The sequence below is a fragment of the Rhizobium sp. BK289 genome, from assembly GCF_014193575.1.
GTDB lineage: Bacteria > Pseudomonadota > Alphaproteobacteria > Rhizobiales > Rhizobiaceae > Rhizobium > Rhizobium tropici_C.
On the sequence record NZ_JACHZO010000030.1, the window covers coordinates 1 to 17,346 of the forward strand.

16 protein-coding genes and 1 tRNA gene are annotated in these 17,346 nt (G+C 57.7%); 14 read left to right on the forward strand and 3 right to left on the reverse strand.

Annotation, left to right across the window (positions count from 1 at the left end; translation table 11 throughout):
* Positions 1-123 precede the first annotated feature (123 nt).
* The 6 genes from FHT84_RS30740 to FHT84_RS30765 all read left to right on the forward strand — a co-directional run bounded on the left by FHT84_RS30740 (position 124) and on the right by FHT84_RS30765 (position 6,724).
* The gene (locus tag FHT84_RS30740; protein WP_113251131.1) at positions 124-924 is read left to right on the forward strand and encodes an APH(3')-II family aminoglycoside O-phosphotransferase; all 801 of its coding nucleotides are present in this window, start codon (positions 124-126) and stop codon (positions 922-924) included.
* A gap of 236 nt (positions 925-1,160) precedes the next feature.
* On the forward strand, positions 1,161-2,567 hold the full coding sequence (locus FHT84_RS30745) for a DUF930 domain-containing protein (protein WP_113251132.1): 1,407 nt from the start codon (positions 1,161-1,163) through the stop codon (positions 2,565-2,567).
* Positions 2,568-2,701: 134 nt separating this feature from the next.
* Entirely contained in the window at positions 2,702-3,679 is a 978-nt protein-coding gene (locus tag FHT84_RS30750; RefSeq protein ID WP_113251156.1) for a DMT family transporter, read from the forward strand.
* A gap of 96 nt (positions 3,680-3,775) precedes the next feature.
* The gene (locus FHT84_RS30755; protein ID WP_113251133.1) at positions 3,776-4,582 is read left to right on the forward strand and encodes an AraC family transcriptional regulator; all 807 of its coding nucleotides are present in this window, start codon (positions 3,776-3,778) and stop codon (positions 4,580-4,582) included.
* Between the two features lie 84 nt (positions 4,583-4,666).
* A complete protein-coding gene (locus tag FHT84_RS30760; protein WP_113251134.1) occupies positions 4,667-5,398 on the forward strand; it encodes a phenylalanine--tRNA ligase beta subunit-related protein in 732 nt (243 codons plus the stop codon).
* Positions 5,399-5,494: 96 nt separating this feature from the next.
* Entirely contained in the window at positions 5,495-6,724 is a 1,230-nt protein-coding gene (locus FHT84_RS30765) for an MFS transporter (protein WP_113251135.1), read from the forward strand.
* Here the strand turns inward: FHT84_RS30765 and FHT84_RS30770 are convergent.
* Complete coding sequence (locus tag FHT84_RS30770) at positions 6,714-6,914, reverse strand: hypothetical protein (RefSeq protein WP_113251136.1); 201 nt, start codon at positions 6,912-6,914, stop codon at positions 6,714-6,716. The two genes, FHT84_RS30765 and FHT84_RS30770, sit on opposite strands and share 11 nt — an antisense overlap.
* Positions 6,915-7,008: 94 nt before the next feature.
* Here FHT84_RS30770 and FHT84_RS30775 point away from each other — a divergent pair, with 94 nt between their 5' ends.
* Positions 7,009-7,935: a LysR substrate-binding domain-containing protein gene (locus FHT84_RS30775; RefSeq protein WP_113251137.1), complete on the forward strand. Its 927-nt coding sequence runs from the start codon at positions 7,009-7,011 to the stop codon at positions 7,933-7,935.
* A 9-nt stretch (positions 7,936-7,944) separates the two neighbouring features.
* Here the strand turns inward: FHT84_RS30775 and FHT84_RS30780 are convergent, their stop codons facing one another.
* Positions 7,945-8,337, reverse strand: a complete 393-nt coding sequence (locus FHT84_RS30780; protein ID WP_113251138.1) for a GNAT family N-acetyltransferase — start codon at positions 8,335-8,337, stop codon at positions 7,945-7,947.
* A gap of 157 nt (positions 8,338-8,494) precedes the next feature.
* On the opposite strand from FHT84_RS30780, the gene FHT84_RS30785 reads away from it, so the two are divergent.
* The 4 genes from FHT84_RS30785 to FHT84_RS30800 all read left to right on the forward strand — a co-directional run bounded on the left by FHT84_RS30785 (position 8,495) and on the right by FHT84_RS30800 (position 10,423).
* Positions 8,495-8,848 (forward strand): DUF1428 domain-containing protein, encoded by a 354-nt coding sequence (locus FHT84_RS30785; protein ID WP_113251139.1) that lies wholly within the window; start codon positions 8,495-8,497, stop codon positions 8,846-8,848.
* A gap of 83 nt (positions 8,849-8,931) precedes the next feature.
* On the forward strand, positions 8,932-9,357 hold the full coding sequence (locus tag FHT84_RS30790; protein ID WP_113251140.1) for a secondary thiamine-phosphate synthase enzyme YjbQ: 426 nt from the start codon (positions 8,932-8,934) through the stop codon (positions 9,355-9,357).
* Positions 9,358-9,538: 181 nt separating this feature from the next.
* A complete protein-coding gene (locus tag FHT84_RS30795) occupies positions 9,539-9,844 on the forward strand; it encodes a hypothetical protein (protein ID WP_112344293.1) in 306 nt (101 codons plus the stop codon).
* 243 nt (positions 9,845-10,087) lie between these two features.
* Positions 10,088-10,423, forward strand: a complete 336-nt coding sequence (locus FHT84_RS30800) for a hypothetical protein (protein ID WP_112342641.1) — start codon at positions 10,088-10,090, stop codon at positions 10,421-10,423.
* 229 nt (positions 10,424-10,652) lie between these two features.
* On the opposite strand, the gene FHT84_RS30805 is transcribed toward FHT84_RS30800, so the two are convergent.
* Positions 10,653-11,396: an SIMPL domain-containing protein gene (locus tag FHT84_RS30805; protein ID WP_113251141.1), complete on the reverse strand. Its 744-nt coding sequence runs from the start codon at positions 11,394-11,396 to the stop codon at positions 10,653-10,655.
* Positions 11,397-11,557: 161 nt separating this feature from the next.
* On the opposite strand from FHT84_RS30805, the gene FHT84_RS30810 reads away from it, so the two are divergent.
* The 3 genes from FHT84_RS30810 to FHT84_RS30820 all read left to right on the forward strand — a co-directional run bounded on the left by FHT84_RS30810 (position 11,558) and on the right by FHT84_RS30820 (position 16,517).
* A tRNA-Ile gene (locus tag FHT84_RS30810) sits at positions 11,558-11,633 on the forward strand.
* Positions 11,634-12,219: 586 nt separating this feature from the next.
* Positions 12,220-14,556, forward strand: a complete 2,337-nt coding sequence (locus FHT84_RS30815) for a hypothetical protein (protein ID WP_169646345.1) — start codon at positions 12,220-12,222, stop codon at positions 14,554-14,556.
* Positions 14,557-14,993: 437 nt separating this feature from the next.
* Positions 14,994-16,517 carry an ATP-binding protein gene (locus tag FHT84_RS30820; protein ID WP_113251143.1) on the forward strand — a complete coding sequence of 508 codons (1,524 nt, stop codon included), beginning with the start codon at positions 14,994-14,996 and terminating at the stop codon, positions 16,515-16,517.
* Positions 16,518-17,346: the final 829 nt, after the last annotated feature.

Consider the following 17,346-nt stretch of genomic DNA (forward strand, 5'->3'; position numbering starts at 1 on the left):
CTCTTCAATCGTAGCTACTAAGCGCTAACAATACCGCTTCTAGCGGTTCAAGCGCAGCGTTTCAAACCTCCACCTCTGGTGGAGGTCATGACTTTGACAGAATCGGCATCAAGGGTCTGATTCATGGCGAGCAAGCCGCAATTCATGGAAACACTCATCCCAACCCGGCTACGCGACGCGTTGACTGGATATGAATGGCGGCAGGATGCGCTCGGCCATTCCTCGGCCCATGTCTTCCGGCTTGAGGCCGATGGACGCGCGCCGGTCTATCTCAAGACCGAGCTGGCCGATCCCTTGGGGGAATTGGCCGGCGAGGTTGCCAGGCTGCGATGGCTCGCCTCGCAGGGCCTTGCTTGCCCGGATGTCATTACCCACGAGAAGGACGGCGAACGCGAATGGCTTTTGATGAGCGCTCTTCCCGGCAGCGATCTCGTCAGCGCGGAGCGGTTACAGCCGCTGGAGCGGGTGCGGCTTTTGGCGGATGCTTTGCGGCGATTGCACTCAGTCGATATCGCTGGATGTCCCTTCGATCATCGACTTGGGAACAGAATTGCCGAGGCGAGGGCGCGCATGCTTGCCGGCCGCGTTGATGAGGATGATTTCGATGATGCCAGGCTGGGGCGGTCGGCAGAGGATCTCTTCCGTGAACTTGAGGCCAAAAGACCGTCAGCGGAGGATTTTGTTGTCACCCATGGCGATGCCTGCCTACCGAACTTCATGGCCGATGGCGATAGATTCAGCGGCTATATTGATTGCGGCCGTCTCGGTATTGCCGATCGTCATCAGGATATTGCGCTTGCCTGTGGCAGCATCGAGTACAATTTCGGTAAGGGCTTGGTGTTCGAGTTTTTGAAGGCCTATGGAAATTTCGAACCGCAGCCAGAGAAGATGGCTTTCTATCGGCTGTTGGACGAATTCTTCTAACGGTGGATGCACATGCTTTCGCGCTATGCGATCACGCAGGTTTGTTTTTGCGCCATTGCGGATCGCGTGGAGGACTGACAAGTTCGATTTCCGCCGATACCTCTTTCGCGGCGCGTGGTCGGGTACCATATGTCAGCGACCGAAAAGTCTTCTGATCTGTTTGCCGGTAAGGATCGAATGAATCGATGCGTTGTTTTCTCTTGATTGCTTCCTCTGCGCGAGCCCTCGGCTGAACGATGGAAAAAGTTGCGGAAAAACGGGATAGAGAGATGAGGCCGGGCTTTGTCCTGTCGATCCTTCTGCACGTCCTGTTTGTCGCGGTTTTTCTGCTGCCGCTGCTGCCGGCGCCGCCGGAGGCAAAGCCCGAGCAGAGCGTCAACGTCGAGTTGGTGCCGCAGCAGGAGCAAAAGCAGGAGCTTGCGACGAAGGCGAACGAGAAGCCCGACCAGCCTCCCAAACCGACACCGAAACCTGACGAGAAGCCGGCGGAGCAGGCGGCCGAAACCCAACAAGAGCCGCAGCAGCCGCAGGGAAAAAAGTCGGACGAGCAGCCGCCAAAGCAATCCGACCCTCAGGGCAAGGAAGCGGCGCAAAAGCCTCCAGCCAAACCCGACGAAGCCAAGGCCGACAAGCCGGTGGAGCAGGCAGAGAAGCCTGAGGCCAAGCCTGACGATCCCGGCGCTGACAAGCCCGTTGACAAGGCGGAGCAGCAGCCCTCCGCGACCGAGACGCCTCTTCCGGATATGAAGGGCGATCAGAAGGATCCGACGACCACGCAGGAGGCGGATGCCGCCGAGCAACAGAACGACACGCCTCCGACGCCGCCAAACGATGCTGCGGCCGAGCAGCAAGCGGAGGCGCAGGCTCAGGAGCAAGCACGGGCGGCGCAGCAGGAGCAGGAAGCCCAGCAGCAAGCGGACGCCAAGGATCAGCACGCAAATGCCGCCCGGCCGCCAGCAAGCGACCCGACCGCCAAAGCCTCCTCCACGGTGCCTGATATCTTGGCAACCAACGAGCCTTCGGATTCGCAGGTGCAGCAGCCGCAGGCCCCAGCGGCCAATCAGAATGATCCGCAGGCACAAGCCGCCGCCCAGGCGCCGGCCGCCGATCCGCACCCGCCGCAGATTGTTGTTCCGGCGGTGAAGCCATCTCCTTCACAGCAGAATGCTCAAAGCCAGTCTGCCTCAGGGGGCCAAAGTAACCCGGCTGAAGGCGGCACTGCATTGATTGCCGAGGCACCGCGGCCTGAATCTCTAGTGCCGAAACGGGCTGTTCAGGCTAAGAAGCTCTATTCGGGTGCCGAGATGGCCCGCTTGTCGAAGAGTGACTACGACGCCTGGAAAAAACTACCGAGGCGTAAGCGAGTAGCGTATCTCTGTAACTCTGAAGAGAAATTACAGTTTGGTCGTGATTTTCGTGCAGTTGGATACGTCTATGCTAATTCAGCTCTATCGCAGGCGATGCTTTCTGATATCAGCCTATTCGGTGACGGTGCTGTGGTGCAGACTCCCAATGGTTGGCGGAGAGTGGCATTCACTTGCGAGGTGGACAGCGATGCCCTCAAGGTTATAGCTTTTTCTTACACGGATAGGGGCCTCGTTTCGCCAGATCAACTCGAAAAGCTGGGTTCTGTTGGAAATTGATGCGGCTCCTTTGGCGCATTCACCTGAAACAATAGTTTATTCCATACTCGATCGAAATTCAGCTCATTTCATCATACAATTGCCTGTATCTCCCTGATTCAGTGTCCTTCCATCGCACTTTTCTCAAGATTCCGATGTCCTCGATTACAGCCGATTCCAGTTCTGCGGCAGCGGGCCGCTCTGCCCTGCGTGGTGTCCTTGTGGCATTCGCGTCCTATGCTGTCTTCGCCTTCAGCGATGCCTCGATCAAGATCCTGCATGGGGCCATTCCTTCCTATCAGGTCGCCTTCATCGGGGCGCTGTTCGGCTTTGCCGCCATACCTTTCCTGAAGAAGCGTGAAGACGAATGGCTCGACATGGTGCGGACCTCGAGCCGCCCCCTGTGGCTGCTGCGTTTCGTCTGTGGCGCGACCGGCGCCATCTGCTCCGTCGTCGCCTTCACCAGGCTGCCGATGGCGGAAGCCTTTGCGCTGCTCTTCCTGCTGCCGTCCTTCGTGACCATTCTCTCGGTGATTTTTCTTAAAGAGGATGTGCGCTGGCAGCGCTGGACGGCGGTCATTCTCGGTTTCGTCGGGGTGCTGATCGTTCTGAGGCCCGGCTTTCGCGAGCTTTCGGTCGGTCATCTCTGTGCGGCAATCGGCGGTCTTGCGGCGGCGATCTCCATCGTCATCAACCGCGCGCTGGGCGCGAAGGAGAAACGTATCTCGCTCTATGGTGCAGGCCTCTTCGGAACGCTCATCGTTAGCGGCTTTCTCATGCTGTCCGAAGTGACCATGCCGACGCCGACACAATGGATATTCCTCGCGAGCTACGGCCTGCTTGGCGCGTTCGGCAGCGTTTTGCTGTTGACCGCCGCGCAAATGGCGCCCGCCAATCTGGTCGCGCCGCCGCAATATAGTCAGATGCTCTGGGCGATCGCTTTCGGCTACCTGTTGTTCAACGACAACATCGACATGCCGATGGCCGCCGGCATCGTCCTCATCATCTTTTCCGGCCTGCTGACATTGGCGCGAGAGCGCAAGCGCGGCACGCCGCTGCCGACTGCGGTTGCGGGCAATACGCAGGCAGCACTGGTGACGGCGGCGGATGAAAAGGCGGGCGGAGTCAGTTAAAGCGTTGCGTCTGGATTGCGGGCGAGCGACATTGCCGCATTGGAGGCGATGTAATCGCTGGCGCGACGATATTGGTGGTATAGGAAGACGGTACGGATGAGGTCCGGTCAATTCAGGATATACCGTTCCAGCGTTGTCGGCGTCGAGGCGGTCAGAGCCGAAACAGGCCATAGCTTTCCCAAGCATACGCATGATCAGTTCGGCATCGGCATTATCGAGGCCGGCGCGCAGGCGTCGCTCAGTGGGCGAGGGATGGTGCGGGCCGAAGCCGGGGACCTCATCAGCGTCAATCCGAATGAGGTGCATGATGGTGTGCCGATCGGCGAGAGCCGTGCCTGGTCCATGCTTTATTTCGAACCTCGGCTGATCGGCGATCTCATGCGCGACATCGGCGGGGGCCGGTTCGGAGCGTCGGAATTTCCGTCGCCCGTCATCCGCAACAACGAGGCGGCTGCATGTTTCAAAATCTTGCTTCCGCTCGTGATAAACAGCACATCACAGGACGCGCTCTTGCGGGATGGTCTGCTGCTCTCGCTCGTCGCTGCCGTGATGCGCGAGGGAGCGGGCAGCTTACGTGACGCCGCAGTTCCCGCGGCCATCGGCCGGGCGCGTGATCTGATCGACGACGATCCTGCGGCCCCTTTGACACTTGCAGAACTTGCTGATTTATGCGGGCTGAGCCATTTCCAGTTCCTGCGTGCCTTCACCAAGGCAACGGGACTCACGCCTCACGCCTATCTCCTGCAGCGTCGGATTCAAAAGGCCCGGCGTTTGATTGCAGCGGGCACATCCCTGGCGGAGGCGGCCTTTGCCAGCGGCTTTGCCGATCAGAGTCACATGACACGCCTTTTTGTTCGCAACTTCGGCCTTTCTCCGGGCGCCTATGCCGCGGCTATCGGTTGAGACATCTGCAATTTTATTCAAGACCGGACGATGACGACGGGGTTCTCTGCGACGCCAGGTAAGCTGTGCAGAAGGAGTATATCCATGTTTTTCCGCCACTCGAACGAGATGTGGAGCGAGTTTCCCGAGCTGGTCCCCGGCGTGCTGTTCGCCGAGGGGATTAGTTCCGCCGTCGACGTCACTGGGCGTATCGCGGGATATCACACGATCGCCGCCGAGCGGCTGGCGCAGCGCGGCGAAAGCGAGATGCCGGAAATACAGGCCTGGCGGCGGACCTTTTCGAAGATGGGATTGAAGCCGACGCAATATCGCTGTGCATCCGAGGCGCTGCTTCGCCGCTTTCGCCAGGAGGGATCGCTGCCGCGGCTGCATCCGCTCGTCGATCTCTGCAATGCCATCTCGATCGCCTTCGCCATTCCCGTCGCCGTTTTCGATCTTGCGAAAATATCCGACGATCTCGAGGTGCGACATGCCGACGGCAGCGAAAGTTACCTCACCTTTTCCGGCGAGACGGAGCGTCCCGAACCGAAAGAAGTGATCTTTGCCGATGCGGCGGGGCGGGCGCATGCCCGGCGCTGGACCAATCGGCAAAGCGGCCTATCCGCGGTGCGCAACGACACGCACTCCGTGCTGATCGTTGCCGAGGCGATGCATGATGCGGCGCGCAGCGATGTGCCGAGGCTCATCGATGCCATTGCGGCGGAACTGGCCGCCGTTTGGTCGATCACGGCCACACGGGGGCTTCTCAGCTCGTCTTCACCGCGATTTGATCTGTCATCTGCAACGAATTCGCGGCGACAGCAAAAACCCGGTTGACAAGCCGCTCGTTCAGGCAGAGCAGGGCTTCAATAGAATGTCGAACGATTGAAAAACGAGTCTCCGCGCATCCGCGCAGGCGGACGAAGAAAGCCTATGGATACCCTGCAGACTGAAGACCGGCCGAGCGTGCTCGGGCATTCTGGCTACCGTTCCTTTGCGGCATCGCGTGTTTTTTCCTCGATAGGCTTTCAATCCGTGACCGTCGCCATGGGCTGGATGATCTATGACCAGACCCACAGCGCCTTTTTCCTAGGGCTCGTCGGCTTCTGCCAGTTCCTGCCGATGGTTATCCTGACCTTCGTCGTCGGCCATGTCGCCGATCGGTTCGATCGCCGGCGCATCGGCCTTGCCTGCCAATTGATCGAAGCGCTGACCGCATTGGCACTGGCCGTGGCCGTCTGGCAGCGCTGGATAGGTCCCTCCGGAATCCTCGCCGCCGTCGCCGTCATGGGCGCGGCAACGGCCTTCGAGCGCCCAACAATGGCGGCGCTGCTGCCCAACATCGTGCCGTCCTCGCTGCTGCAGGTGGCGATAGCCACCTCCACCTCGATGATGCAGACGGCCTTCATCATCGGTCCGTCGCTCGGGGGCCTGCTCTATGGCGTCAGCCCCGTCGCGCCTTTTGCCGTTTCGGCAGCGCTGTATGTCATCGCCAGCATCAATGTCATCTCGATCCGCCTCGAACAGCGACAGGCTCCGTCTCGCGAGCCGATGACGCTGAGCTCTGTTTTCGCCGGTGTCTCCTTCATAAGAAGCCGGCCGGTCATGCTTGGCACGATCTCGCTCGATCTCTTCGCCGTTCTTCTCGGTGGCGCAACGGCGCTGTTGCCGATGTTTGCACGCGATATCCTGCATGCCGGTCCGTGGGGGCTTGGCCTCTTGCGCGCCGCGCCGGCAATCGGCGCTCTGGTCATGTCGATCTGGCTGGCGCGCCGGCCGCTGCAGACGGATGTCGGCAAGAAGATGCTGTTCGCAGTGTTGATTTTCGGCGTTGCCACCGTCGTCTTCGCGCTCTCGAGCAATATCCTGCTATCCGTTGCCGCGCTCTTCGTTGTCGGTGCATCCGATACCGTCAGTGTCGTCGTGCGCAGCTCGCTCGTGCAGCTTCTTACGCCGGACGCCATGCGCGGCCGCGTCAATGCCGTGAATTCGCTTTTCATCGGCACGTCCAACCAGCTTGGCGAATTCGAGTCCGGCATGCTTGCGAGCGTGCTGGGGCCGGTCTTGACCGGCATTGTCGGCGGCCTCGGCACTATAGTCGTGGTGCTGCTCTGGACGCGGCTTTTTCCGGATCTGACCAAGGTGAAGACACTCAGAGGCTAACGGTCTTTATCTCCTGATCCGCTTCGGCAAGCTTGTCTAAACCCACATCTCGTAGCAAATGCCTGTTTGCCAAAGGCAACATATCCCGTTTGCCAATCTCTTTAGCATGCGGCCGTTTTTCACCGTTGCCTTGTCGAAACAAGAGCCACGCGATCCATGACTTGGTGCGGTAATCATGAAGGATATTCATCTGATCTTGATCTCAAGGTTTCGAGAATGACAGATGCGCCTAAAATAACGCCGTGTATAATGAAGCCTTGCACTTGAATACATGCGAGATTTTCATGGGAAAGAGGCCGCTTCCACCGCTATCCGTGCTGCAGACATTCTGTGCGATCGCCGAAACCGGCGGCTTCGGTCGTGCTGCGGAGCGGATCGGGCAGACGCAGACGGCTGTCAGTCATCAGCTTGCCCAGTTCGAAGGGTGGATCGGAGGGCGGTTATTCGACAGAGGCCGAAACGGTGCGAGACTGACGCCATTGGGTGCGCGCCTGTATCCGGCAGTCGTTGAAACGATTGCCGAACTGGAAGCAGCACTTTACCAGGCGCGCGCGAGCGTTTCGGTTCGCAGCGTCGCCGTTTCGGTCACTCCGGAGTTTTCGAGCCAGTGGCTGGCGACACGCCTGCCGGATTTCTGCCAGCGTCATCCGGAAATCGAAGTGAAAATGGCCGTTGGTTATCAGCGCCCCGATTTCCAGCCTGGCGGCGCCGATCTGGCGATCTGGCTCGGCCGTGCCCAAGCAGGCCTCACGCAGGAGGAACTGTTGACGGACGAGGAATTCGTCGTCAGTTCGCCGCAGCTGTCCGAACAATTGCCGCCACGCGAGGCTATAAGGGCCGCACCGCTGCTACGCTATGCCGGCATGCGGCACACGATACTGGATTGGCAACGCTGGTACGAGCAGATTACCGGCGGGAGCAATGACGAGACAACCCCGCGTTTCGATATAGCGCGAGCGGTGGAGGAGGCGCCGTTGTTCGCTTCCTTCGCCGACATGCTCGAAGCCTGCCGGCAAGGGCGCGGTTTCGCTCTCGTTCGCAGCTCGCTGGTCGCCGGCGATCTCACCGAGAAGACGCTGGTTCGGTGCTTCATCGAGGTGCAGCCGGCCGCCGTCAGCTACAATCTTCTTTATCCGCCGAATGCATTGCTGAATCCGGCCGCAGCGCTGTTTCGCAATTGGTTGCTATCGCAAATCCGATCGTCGGGTTAGGGCACCGCCTCAATCGCGTAATCGTATCAAGCCGGCCTCCGTGGAGGCGAAACCAAGGTTTCGATAAAAGTCGGCGAGATGCGGTTCGAAATCGACATGCAGCCATTCAGCACCGCCCTCGTGAGCCAGGATTTTCGCCCGCTCGACCAAGGCACTCGCAATGCCCCGTCGCCGAAACGCAGGATCGACGCAGGTGTCGAGAATGAAGGCGTGAATGCCGCCATCCCAAGCGACATTGACGAAGCCGACCAGTCTCGCGTCGGCGAATGCGCCGACATGGGCGAGATTTCTGGAAAAGATCGGTTGGAAATCCCGCGGGGAAGAGGCCTCCCAGGCAGATGCCCACAGGGCATTGAGCGCTTCATTTCCGAGACTTGGATTGTCCCTGTATTCTATCTCCATTGACGTCCCTTCGCATGGGCACTGTGCGAATTCTTGTCCGCCCCGTCCACTTAAGCCGAAGGCGAAAAGTGCTGAATCGAAAAAGTGCTGAACCTATGTCGGATCCGGTCATTCTCGATCGTCCTTCAAGGGTGAGCATAGAACAAAGGAGGCGAAAATGTCCTATGTCGATGGTTTTATTGTTGCCGTGCCGAAAGACAAGATCGAGGCCTATAAGGCATTGGCGGGCAAAGCAGGCGAGATCTGGCGGGAATATGGCGCGCTCAGCTATGTCGAGGCCATAGGGGACGACGTGCCCTATGGCGAACTCACCTCCTTCCCGCGTGCGGTGCAGGCAACGGATGATGAAGTCGTGGTGTTTTCGTGGATCACCTATGAATCGCGAGAGAGCCGTGACGCGATCATGGCGAAGGTCATGGCCGATCCGCGTTTGGACGATGAAATGAAAAACATGCCTTTCGATGGCAAGCGCATGGTTTATGGCGGCTTCAAAATCGCCGTCGCACTATAGGCGGTAGGCAGTGGCCGGGCTTGACATTCCGGCTACTGCGCCCGACCTGATGCGGAGTACTATCGTCACGTCAGGAAAATGCCATGCCGCAAACCGTTGTCACGCTCGCAACTCACGGGCAGGGGCTCTATGAATTCACCGAGGACGCGACGGAATTCGTGCGGAAGGCGGCGGGTGGCGGCGAGGGGCTCTTGACCGTCTTCGTGCGCCATACGTCCTGTTCCCTGCTCATTCAGGAGAATGCCGATCCCGATGTGAAGACGGATCTCAAGGCTTTCTTCAGCCGGCTCGTGCCGCCGTCCTCCGATCCTTCGATGCGCTGGATCGTGCATACGCTGGAGGGGCCGGACGATATGCCGGCGCACATCAAGGCGGCGCTAACCCAGGTTTCGATCGGTATTCCGGTCATGGGCGGCCGGCTGGCGCTTGGCACCTGGCAAGGGATCTATCTTTTCGAGCATCGCGACCGGCCGCACCGGCGTGAAATCGTGCTGCACTTTTCTGGCTGAGCCCTTTACATACCTTGCGTCAACCGGTTGTTAATCGTCATGAATACAATCTGAACGGCCAATTCGCGTTCGGTTCAGATTGGCTGACCTAACGTGCCCTCAATCCCAAAGGTATCGGCCACTAACGGGGCCGATAACGGGATTGCAACGATCCGCAGCAAGGATTTGAAGGAGAAACACCATGAGCAATCTTTTCGCCAAGGCAGGTATTGCAGCCCTCATCGCGCTGGGCGCCATCTCCGCAACGGCCGCCACCGCATCGGCCAACGACTTCCATCCGGGTATCCAGCAGGCACGGTACGACCACTATCGTGGCCGCATCTGCTCGCCGGGCCTTGCCGTTCAGAAGGCACGCGACATGGGCCTGCGCCGTGCCCGCATCGACAACATCACGCCGCGCCGCGTCGTGGTCGAAGGCTTCGGTCGCCGCGGGCCGGATCGCGTCGTTTTCGCGAACGTGCGCGGTTGCCCGCTGATCCGCCGCTGATCGCAGCGCACCGAAGTTTTCCACATCTATTCGATGGATTCGAAGCCGCCTCCGAAAGGGAGGCGGCTTTATTATTTACGTTGTGCTATTATCAGCCATCTGGTGTCACTTTAGCGTTCATTGTAGCTGAATATTGGGTGAATGGCTGATTCTGAGCTTGTTCAGTATCGCATCGTTACCTCTTGCTCGTTCGCTCGGCAAATCCTGCGGAGGCGAGGGCGTTTTTGATTTACGGAGTGCATAATGAAACAAATGCTGGCAAAGCTGGGGGTCACCCTTGCCGTCGCAGTGACTGCTCTGTCGGGCACGGCGGATTTTGCTGCCGCGCAGGGCGTTGATATCTATGTCGGTCCCGGCCGGCATCGCCCGCCACCGCCGGATTACGACCGGCCGCCGCGCTTCGACCGCCGCGGCTGCGATCCGCGTCAGGCTATCGACGTTGCGCGCAGCTATGGCCTGCGTCGTGCCCGTGTCGTGGATGTAACGCCGCGCCGTGTCATCGTCGATGGCTTCGGTCGCCGCGGTCCGGATACGATGATGTTTGCCAATGTTCGCGGCTGCCCGCTGCTTGGCCGCTGATCAGCATTGCGGGCGCACGTAGCGCCCGCTCCTCATACTGACCGTTTCGCCTTTATTGGCGGGGGCCGCGAAACCGTCCTTTGTTCGATCCGAATGGATTTGAGCGAAGGACGGTTTTGTTTTGGTCAAGAGCGCTTCAGCTTTTCACGGAATATCCGACCCTCTCTATCTCTATGTCGCCTCGCAATTTTCAACCGGAAAACCGCGCAGCACTTTTCCTGGAAGTGCTCTATTGCTGGATTGCGTAGGTGATGCTGACCGAAGCGTTATATTCATTCTCGCCGGTTGCGACGGGGACGGCCTTGTCCATCGGTGCTGCTGCGGCCATGCTGCGCATGTAGGGCTGCGGCGGCGCAGCGACCCCACCTTCATGGATCGCGATGACGCGGCCAAGCTTGACGCCGGCAGCATCCGTCAGGACCTTCGCCTTGGCGGCGGCATCGGCGACCGCTTTCTTGCGGGCCTCTTCAAGAACCGTATCAGGCTTGTCGTTGGTGAACTGAATATCGCCGCCCTGGTTGATGCCGAGCTTGACTGCCTGGTCGAGCAGGCCGCCGAGCTTGGAGAGATCACGCACGCGAACGGTCAGGCCGTTCGTCACCTGATAGCCGGTCAGGACCGGCGGCTGGCCACGGCCGTCCTTGTCGTTCGGATAGGTATATTGCGGCTGGATCGAAAAGCCCGAGGTCTGCAGATCGCGCTCGGCAATGCCGCTCTCCTTCAGCGTCGCCAGCACGGCGCCCATGGCCTTGCTGTTCTGGTCGAGTGCGTCCTGGGCTGCTTTCGCCTGCTGGACGACCGACAACGTCACAACGGCCATATCCGGCGCAGTGGTCGCATGTCCTTCACCGGTAACCGTGATGACGGCTTCCCGCGGCTTGGCGTCTTCGGCAAAGGCTGCGGCCGCTGGCACGAAGAAAGTGGCGCTGACAAGGGCGGCAAGAGCAAAATCTCTGGTTTTCGTCGGAAGCATGATTCGTTCCTTGGTTGATAATTCCTCGGGATTCGCTTTTGCGGATTGATTGTGAAGGTATTACGGCAGTCCCTTGTCGGAAAAGAGAAATTGGGTTAGAGCCAAGTCGGCTGCGGGGAACCATTGCTCCGGAGTCGCAAGCGCGAAGTTTTTGTCGCGCCGGGCCTGTAGCTCAATGGTTAGAGCCGGCGGCTCATAACCGCTTGGTTGGGGGTTCGAGTCCCTCCGGGCCCACCATTTTATCTAGTTCGTCATCATCGATGATTTTTTCGTCAATACGATTGCGCTTTCGATCGTTGATTTCATTATAAAAATCGCATTGCCGCTCGAAAACACGAATAGAAATAACAGTCTACGAGCAGCGATAAACGCGCGGCTTCACTACAGGTGGCTTTGCTGCTTCTTATCGTACGGTTGCGAATCCGACGTATGCGAGTCGATCACGGCAACGCACGATCGCACGACGACAAGCGAGGCAAGCATCAGCAACCTTCCGGAACGCACTGTCCCGGGAGGTTGGCTTCCGCTCCACACTAATTACGATCAGAGTTGACCGACAGTGGCCAAATGCAACCGCGGGCAAGTTGGCGACCATCGGAAGGGACGGCTAGACAGGCGGGTTCTTCTACCTCGATCAAACGCTGCCCCGGTGAAGCGTAGCAATTAGCGGGGGCTCGCGCCCAAACATGGGACGATTGCTGCTGAACTACTGTTGCCCCAAAAATGCCAATTCACATTTGGCAAATTCCCTCTACTCTACGTTGATCCCTATCGCATCGGTGTTCTGGGACGGAGGGGTTCGCTAGGTGTTGGGGGACACGGTATGATCAGTTGCATCAAGAGGTTTCTAAAAAAGGCTATACGCCCCTTAATTCAGACGGCCATCCTTGCGCTTCCGACCCTTGTATTCGCAATCTTAACTTTGACGCGGCCAGCGCAATATGATGTCGTCATTGCGCTGGCCGCCGCGGACGGATTCCAAATCTACCTTGCTGTCGCCATGGCCTTTATCGCCGCAATACTCTCTCTATGGATGATATGGATCACCGACCGGTTTGCAATTTGGTACACTTTTGTGCCCATGCTCCTACCGATCACGTTGGCCCTTTCGGTTTGGCAAGTAACCGGGGTTGTTAAAATCCCTGTTGTCATAGCCTTGGCGGTTGTCGTCGCAAGTGGCGCAGGTTTTACAGCCTTATACCTAATTGGCGACCCTAAGCGCGCGCCCCTTATAATTCGAACAATTTGGGTTCCATACGGTTTGGCGTGCTTCGGCCTCTTGGCGCTAGGTTTTGCCACGATACAAAGTCCAATTTGGCTCCCCCGCACGCTCGGTTCCACCGCCATCGTTGTGGCGTTTATTACCGTCGTAGGTCTTTCAATTTTGGTTGGCTCTCTTCGACCAAGAATCGCAGGCTGCACTCTACTATACGTATTCCTTGCGACGCTTCTGTTTCCTCCCAATAAACACGACATTCCGATTGCTTCATCCGAAGGCTCGAAAACGCGTGTTCTGGAGGCGACACTGCGAGAATGGTTGCAAAATCGGAGGGATATAGAGCCATACCGAAAAATGAATCTTCCTTACCCGGTGATATTCGTTTCATCGGAAGGCGGCGGAATCTACGCGGCCGCCCACGCCTATTCAACGCTGTCGACCATTTCGGCGAAATGTCCGACGTTTGCTCAGCACGTATTCGCTTTGGTTGGCGTATCCGGGGGAGCGATCGGCAATGCCCTGTTTGCAAACGAGGTCGATCCCACACAACGCGATAGTCAGCCCTGCGGCCCAAACGGACGGGAAATTGAATACAACACCATAAGCGCTGACCATCTTTCGCCGGTTCTTGCCCGGCTCCTTCTTGTCGAAGCCTTCGACAGGTTCATCCCTGGGCAGTGGAGCGTCAGCGACCGCGCTCAAATCCTCAGCGATTCTTTCTTGGCATCGGTCGGTAATACAGCGTTTCTGAACCTTCCGGTCATGCAGAGTTTTGACACAAAAATGGCCAGGCCAGCGGTTGTCTCGGTCACCACGAACGTCTTGGATGGAAGGCGGTTCGTTATTTCTCCGTTCGCTCCCGAAATCTATTCGGGGACGGCTGAGTGGTGGCCCGCGAAAAGTGTGCTTAGGCTTGATCGGCCCGACCCGAGCCAAGATATCAAGATCATGGACGGAGCGGCGCTATCGGCGCGCTTTCCCTGGATAACACCGACAGGCCGTCTAACAACCGCGCCAGAAGAACAAGTGCTGCTGGCTGACGGTGGGTACTTCGAAAACAGCGGTGCGGATACGGTGGTGGACCTGATCAACGACATTCGGTTCAGTGTGGGCATTCACAACTACATCGGGTCCGATGACGAGGATGCTGGCTCTGCCAAGCAAACCACGTGCGACGAACAGACGATAAACATTGTTCGAAATTTCCACGATCACACCAAGCCTTGGGCGAAATGCGAAACCAGGGTTTTTCTCATTCATTTTGCCATCGCCTCCACCGAACCTGAAGCGGGAGACGTTGAAGGAGAAACTGGCGACGCACAAATGGACGAGCAGCAGAACGCAGCGGACGTAAAAGGTGGGACTGTCAAAACGGTCCGCGAGATGACCGCAACGACGGACACGACAAACAAGGGTGCATCACAGCATTTCTTACTCGACCCCCTGCGCGCACTACTGGCCACTAGAACTTCCCGTGCAGAAATCGCGCTAAGTCGCGCGGACCTCGAGCAGTGCGGCTTAGCGATACCCGGCGCAGAATGCTACGCCAACCCCGGCAGCTCTATGGGCTTCTTCCGAAACAACATCGTCCCAACGGAATGGAAGCTGCCACTGGGCTGGTACATGCCCAGAGCGTTGATCAACGAGTTGCGATCAAAATCGATCGACGACGCCATCTTCGACTACCACGCCAAGAAGGAGGTTGTAGAGGATGATATCGGCCTGATGGTGTTCCATCTCGATCCGGGGCTATACGCGAACGACGCTGATCCAGGCTTCAACGACGTTATGCCCGGCCCGGCCCTTAAAGAGCATCAGGCATTATCGCCTCGCGGTGACGCGAATAGCTTCACTACGTTTGGGTTCGCTGAACCTGATGAGAGACTGGCCAATATTTTCGCGAGCCAGGAATTGGGTTCTGGAGTGTGTTCCTTTGGCTAGCCCGGATCGTAAGCAGTAGGCGCTATTCTGAGAGCATGGCATTCCAGGCTTGACCGGTTTTGTGGTGCCTGGAGCGCAGCAAGGCGTTCCGCATTCGGTGGTGGCTCAATGAAATTAGAAAAATATCGGGTGGTTCGGTCTTTGCTCCCGTCTTAGAGGGTAATGCGATCGTCTTGAAATTCGCGGGCATCATCAACCGCCCCGGCGGCGGAATCATTCATTTCATCAAAGCAAAGTCGGTTCAACGCCTACTTGATCAATCGGTCTGATAGAGGCGCAAGCGGCGTCCGACTGCGAACCGTCCTGATAACGGCTATAAAGGCTGCTCAGCACATCTATTATCCACAACGCTTTTTCGCTTGCTCTTATCGAGAGCCTTGATGTCCATACACTCAACCCTGCATTTACTCTGCAGCGAAACGACTTGGGGGCCGCAGGTGTCCGTTCTAACTGATGTTCAGCAAATGGAAGAAGACCTGCGGCATCGCAGCGAAAAACTGAACGTCGAGTTCAAGGCCTGGATGGATATCTCAAAGTCGAACAAGGACGGCCAGGCAAAGATAGCTCGACATATAGCAGCCATCGCGAACCACGGCGGTGGCCGCCTGTATTTCGGGATCGATGATGATGGCAATCCCGAACCGGCCTCTGAGGTCTATGGTCCAGATCACTATCGCTCCGATGCCATCCACAATCTCTTGAAGACACGACTTGAGCCACATTTGCAATGTGAGGTTCATTTCACAGAGTTCACCAACGGCGTCACGTACCCTGTCGTCCATATACCTTCTCACGGCACGACGCCGATCACCGCGAAAGACGAGCACAGCTTCATGCACGTCTACGTGCGAAGCATCGGCCCTGAATCGGTAAAGGTTTCAAACTTCCAGCACTGGGACACCCTTTTCAAGCGCTGCATGCGGTTTCGCGATGTAGAGGCAATCCAGACCCGGGAAGAGGACGAACTTACACGCACTCAGGCGATGACGAAGGCGATCACAGAATCCGTGACCGCGTCTGTCCTGAGAGTTCTGGCGGAAAACATGGGCCAAGCGCCTGCCACCGGTCGGGACGTAGATTGGACAACAATCACCGCGTTCACCGAAGCTGCGCGGCAGGAATTCGTCCGCCAGATAAATGCCTTCGACTTCGGAAATACTGAAACCGACCAGCAAGTCCGCGAGATCGCGGAAAAACACGTTGCCTCCGGTTATGCGCTCTTGGATGCAGAAAACAACTTCCTAACGCTTGAACGGCCCCATGGCTTGTTAAGAACCGCCAGTGACGAGATGGACAATGTCGCATCATTTGGCTGGCATGATTTCATCGTACTGACCAACTCCGATGTCTCTCCTCGCACGCGCCTCTGGTCTATCGACGGAAAGGATATCACGGGCGTCGAGGGTATGCGGGTGGATGCCAAAACTATCTATTTTGGCGAGTACGATTATTGGCGGGCCTACGGCAACTCCATCTTCGTCACCACCAAAAGCTATAGAGAAGACTTTCATCGCCTGCGGATTGGCACCGACCATGCGTTCCTGACATCAGTGAACTTATTCATAAGGATGCACTGCCTGCTGGCCCATGCTGCCATCGTAACGTCCAAGGTCGAGGGCGCTGAGAAGATTGCGCTGTTCACGGATTATCGAGGACTGAAGGACCGCATCCTCGGCAAGGGGATGGACTACGGCTTGCGCGTGCACACACATCTGAAAGCCGTCGAAGATAGATATTTCACCCGGTTGATTGTCACGAGGAGCGAGCTCTTGGAGGATTATTTCGGCACGTTGAAACGCCTCTGCGTGCCGATCCTGGAAGTTTGGGGCGGATCGCATTTCGATCCCGACGAATGGTTCACCAGAGAAAATATCAATCAGATCGTGTCGGCCCTGCGAAAAGAAGGCAGCACCGTTCGGCTGCTGGATCAGGATATTTCGATGCCAGACGATGTTTCCTAAACAACCATGCGACCAGCGCCTCCCACTGCGTGGAGGGGAATAAGTTGTTGCGCGGTCGCTCATAGATTTTGTATCGAAGTATCGAATTCAGGGTTCGGCGTTAGTGACCTTGGGTTTCACCATCGGAGATGTCGGGGCGTGGCTGTTCCCCATCTGGCTCTGCATTGACTGGTTACTCAACCTCGATTTGCGAACGGAGGGATTCATGAAGGCAGCGCTCAGAACTGGATTGGATGCTCTAGCGGCACTGTGGGGCCAAGGTGGACGAGCAGCCACGCCATCGACAAGATGATGCCTGAAAGCCAAGGTTGGCCGGAAGTCCCGCTGAGCGGTTCGACTCCGCTCCCCCACAACCCTCCTGCCTCCGTGTTTTCACCAGTGACGCGCCAAAGTCGAATAATTTCGATGGCAAGGTAGTTTCCCCCTGCCTTTTTCGCCTCGCCGTTAACCCGCTTCGTCGATTTTCCGAACTGCAACTTGGAGATTGGCTCATGACGAGCCCGGCGACGCGACGGGAGATTATGAGCAGCATTATCACGAACAACAGCGCGATGGCGGCTCTCGGCACGCTTCGTTCCATCGGTGCGCGGCTATACGACCGTTCGTTTGGAGACAGTGACTTTCATGAGCGATGCGATAGCTTTGTACGATGCGTTTGGCTTTAAAAGAAGCGCCAGCTTCCGCTCCGTTCCACCGAGCCTGCAGCCCATCACTATCTTCATGGAACGGCAGATCTAGAGCAGATCCTGTTCAATCCGGGTCATATCCAGCAGCCTTGAAGTAATTCGCGCATTCTGCAGGAGTGAAGCGGGGTAGCAGGGCGCCAACT

Coding starts and splice junctions, on each gene's coding strand:
- FHT84_RS30740 (WP_113251131.1), top strand. CDS start 124: ATGGCGAGCAAGCCGCAATTCATGGAAACACTCATCCCAACCCGGCTA.
- FHT84_RS30745 (WP_113251132.1), top strand. CDS start 1,161: ATGGAAAAAGTTGCGGAAAAACGGGATAGAGAGATGAGGCCGGGCTTT.
- FHT84_RS30750 (WP_113251156.1), top strand. CDS start 2,702: ATGTCCTCGATTACAGCCGATTCCAGTTCTGCGGCAGCGGGCCGCTCT.
- FHT84_RS30755 (WP_113251133.1), top strand. CDS start 3,776: ATGAGGTCCGGTCAATTCAGGATATACCGTTCCAGCGTTGTCGGCGTC.
- FHT84_RS30760 (WP_113251134.1), top strand. CDS start 4,667: ATGTTTTTCCGCCACTCGAACGAGATGTGGAGCGAGTTTCCCGAGCTG.
- FHT84_RS30765 (WP_113251135.1), top strand. CDS start 5,495: ATGGATACCCTGCAGACTGAAGACCGGCCGAGCGTGCTCGGGCATTCT.
- FHT84_RS30770 (WP_113251136.1), bottom strand. CDS start 6,914: ATGAATATCCTTCATGATTACCGCACCAAGTCATGGATCGCGTGGCTC.
- FHT84_RS30775 (WP_113251137.1), top strand. CDS start 7,009: ATGGGAAAGAGGCCGCTTCCACCGCTATCCGTGCTGCAGACATTCTGT.
- FHT84_RS30780 (WP_113251138.1), bottom strand. CDS start 8,337: ATGGAGATAGAATACAGGGACAATCCAAGTCTCGGAAATGAAGCGCTC.
- FHT84_RS30785 (WP_113251139.1), top strand. CDS start 8,495: ATGTCCTATGTCGATGGTTTTATTGTTGCCGTGCCGAAAGACAAGATC.
- FHT84_RS30790 (WP_113251140.1), top strand. CDS start 8,932: ATGCCGCAAACCGTTGTCACGCTCGCAACTCACGGGCAGGGGCTCTAT.
- FHT84_RS30795 (WP_112344293.1), top strand. CDS start 9,539: ATGAGCAATCTTTTCGCCAAGGCAGGTATTGCAGCCCTCATCGCGCTG.
- FHT84_RS30800 (WP_112342641.1), top strand. CDS start 10,088: ATGAAACAAATGCTGGCAAAGCTGGGGGTCACCCTTGCCGTCGCAGTG.
- FHT84_RS30805 (WP_113251141.1), bottom strand. CDS start 11,396: ATGCTTCCGACGAAAACCAGAGATTTTGCTCTTGCCGCCCTTGTCAGC.
- FHT84_RS30815 (WP_169646345.1), top strand. CDS start 12,220: ATGATCAGTTGCATCAAGAGGTTTCTAAAAAAGGCTATACGCCCCTTA.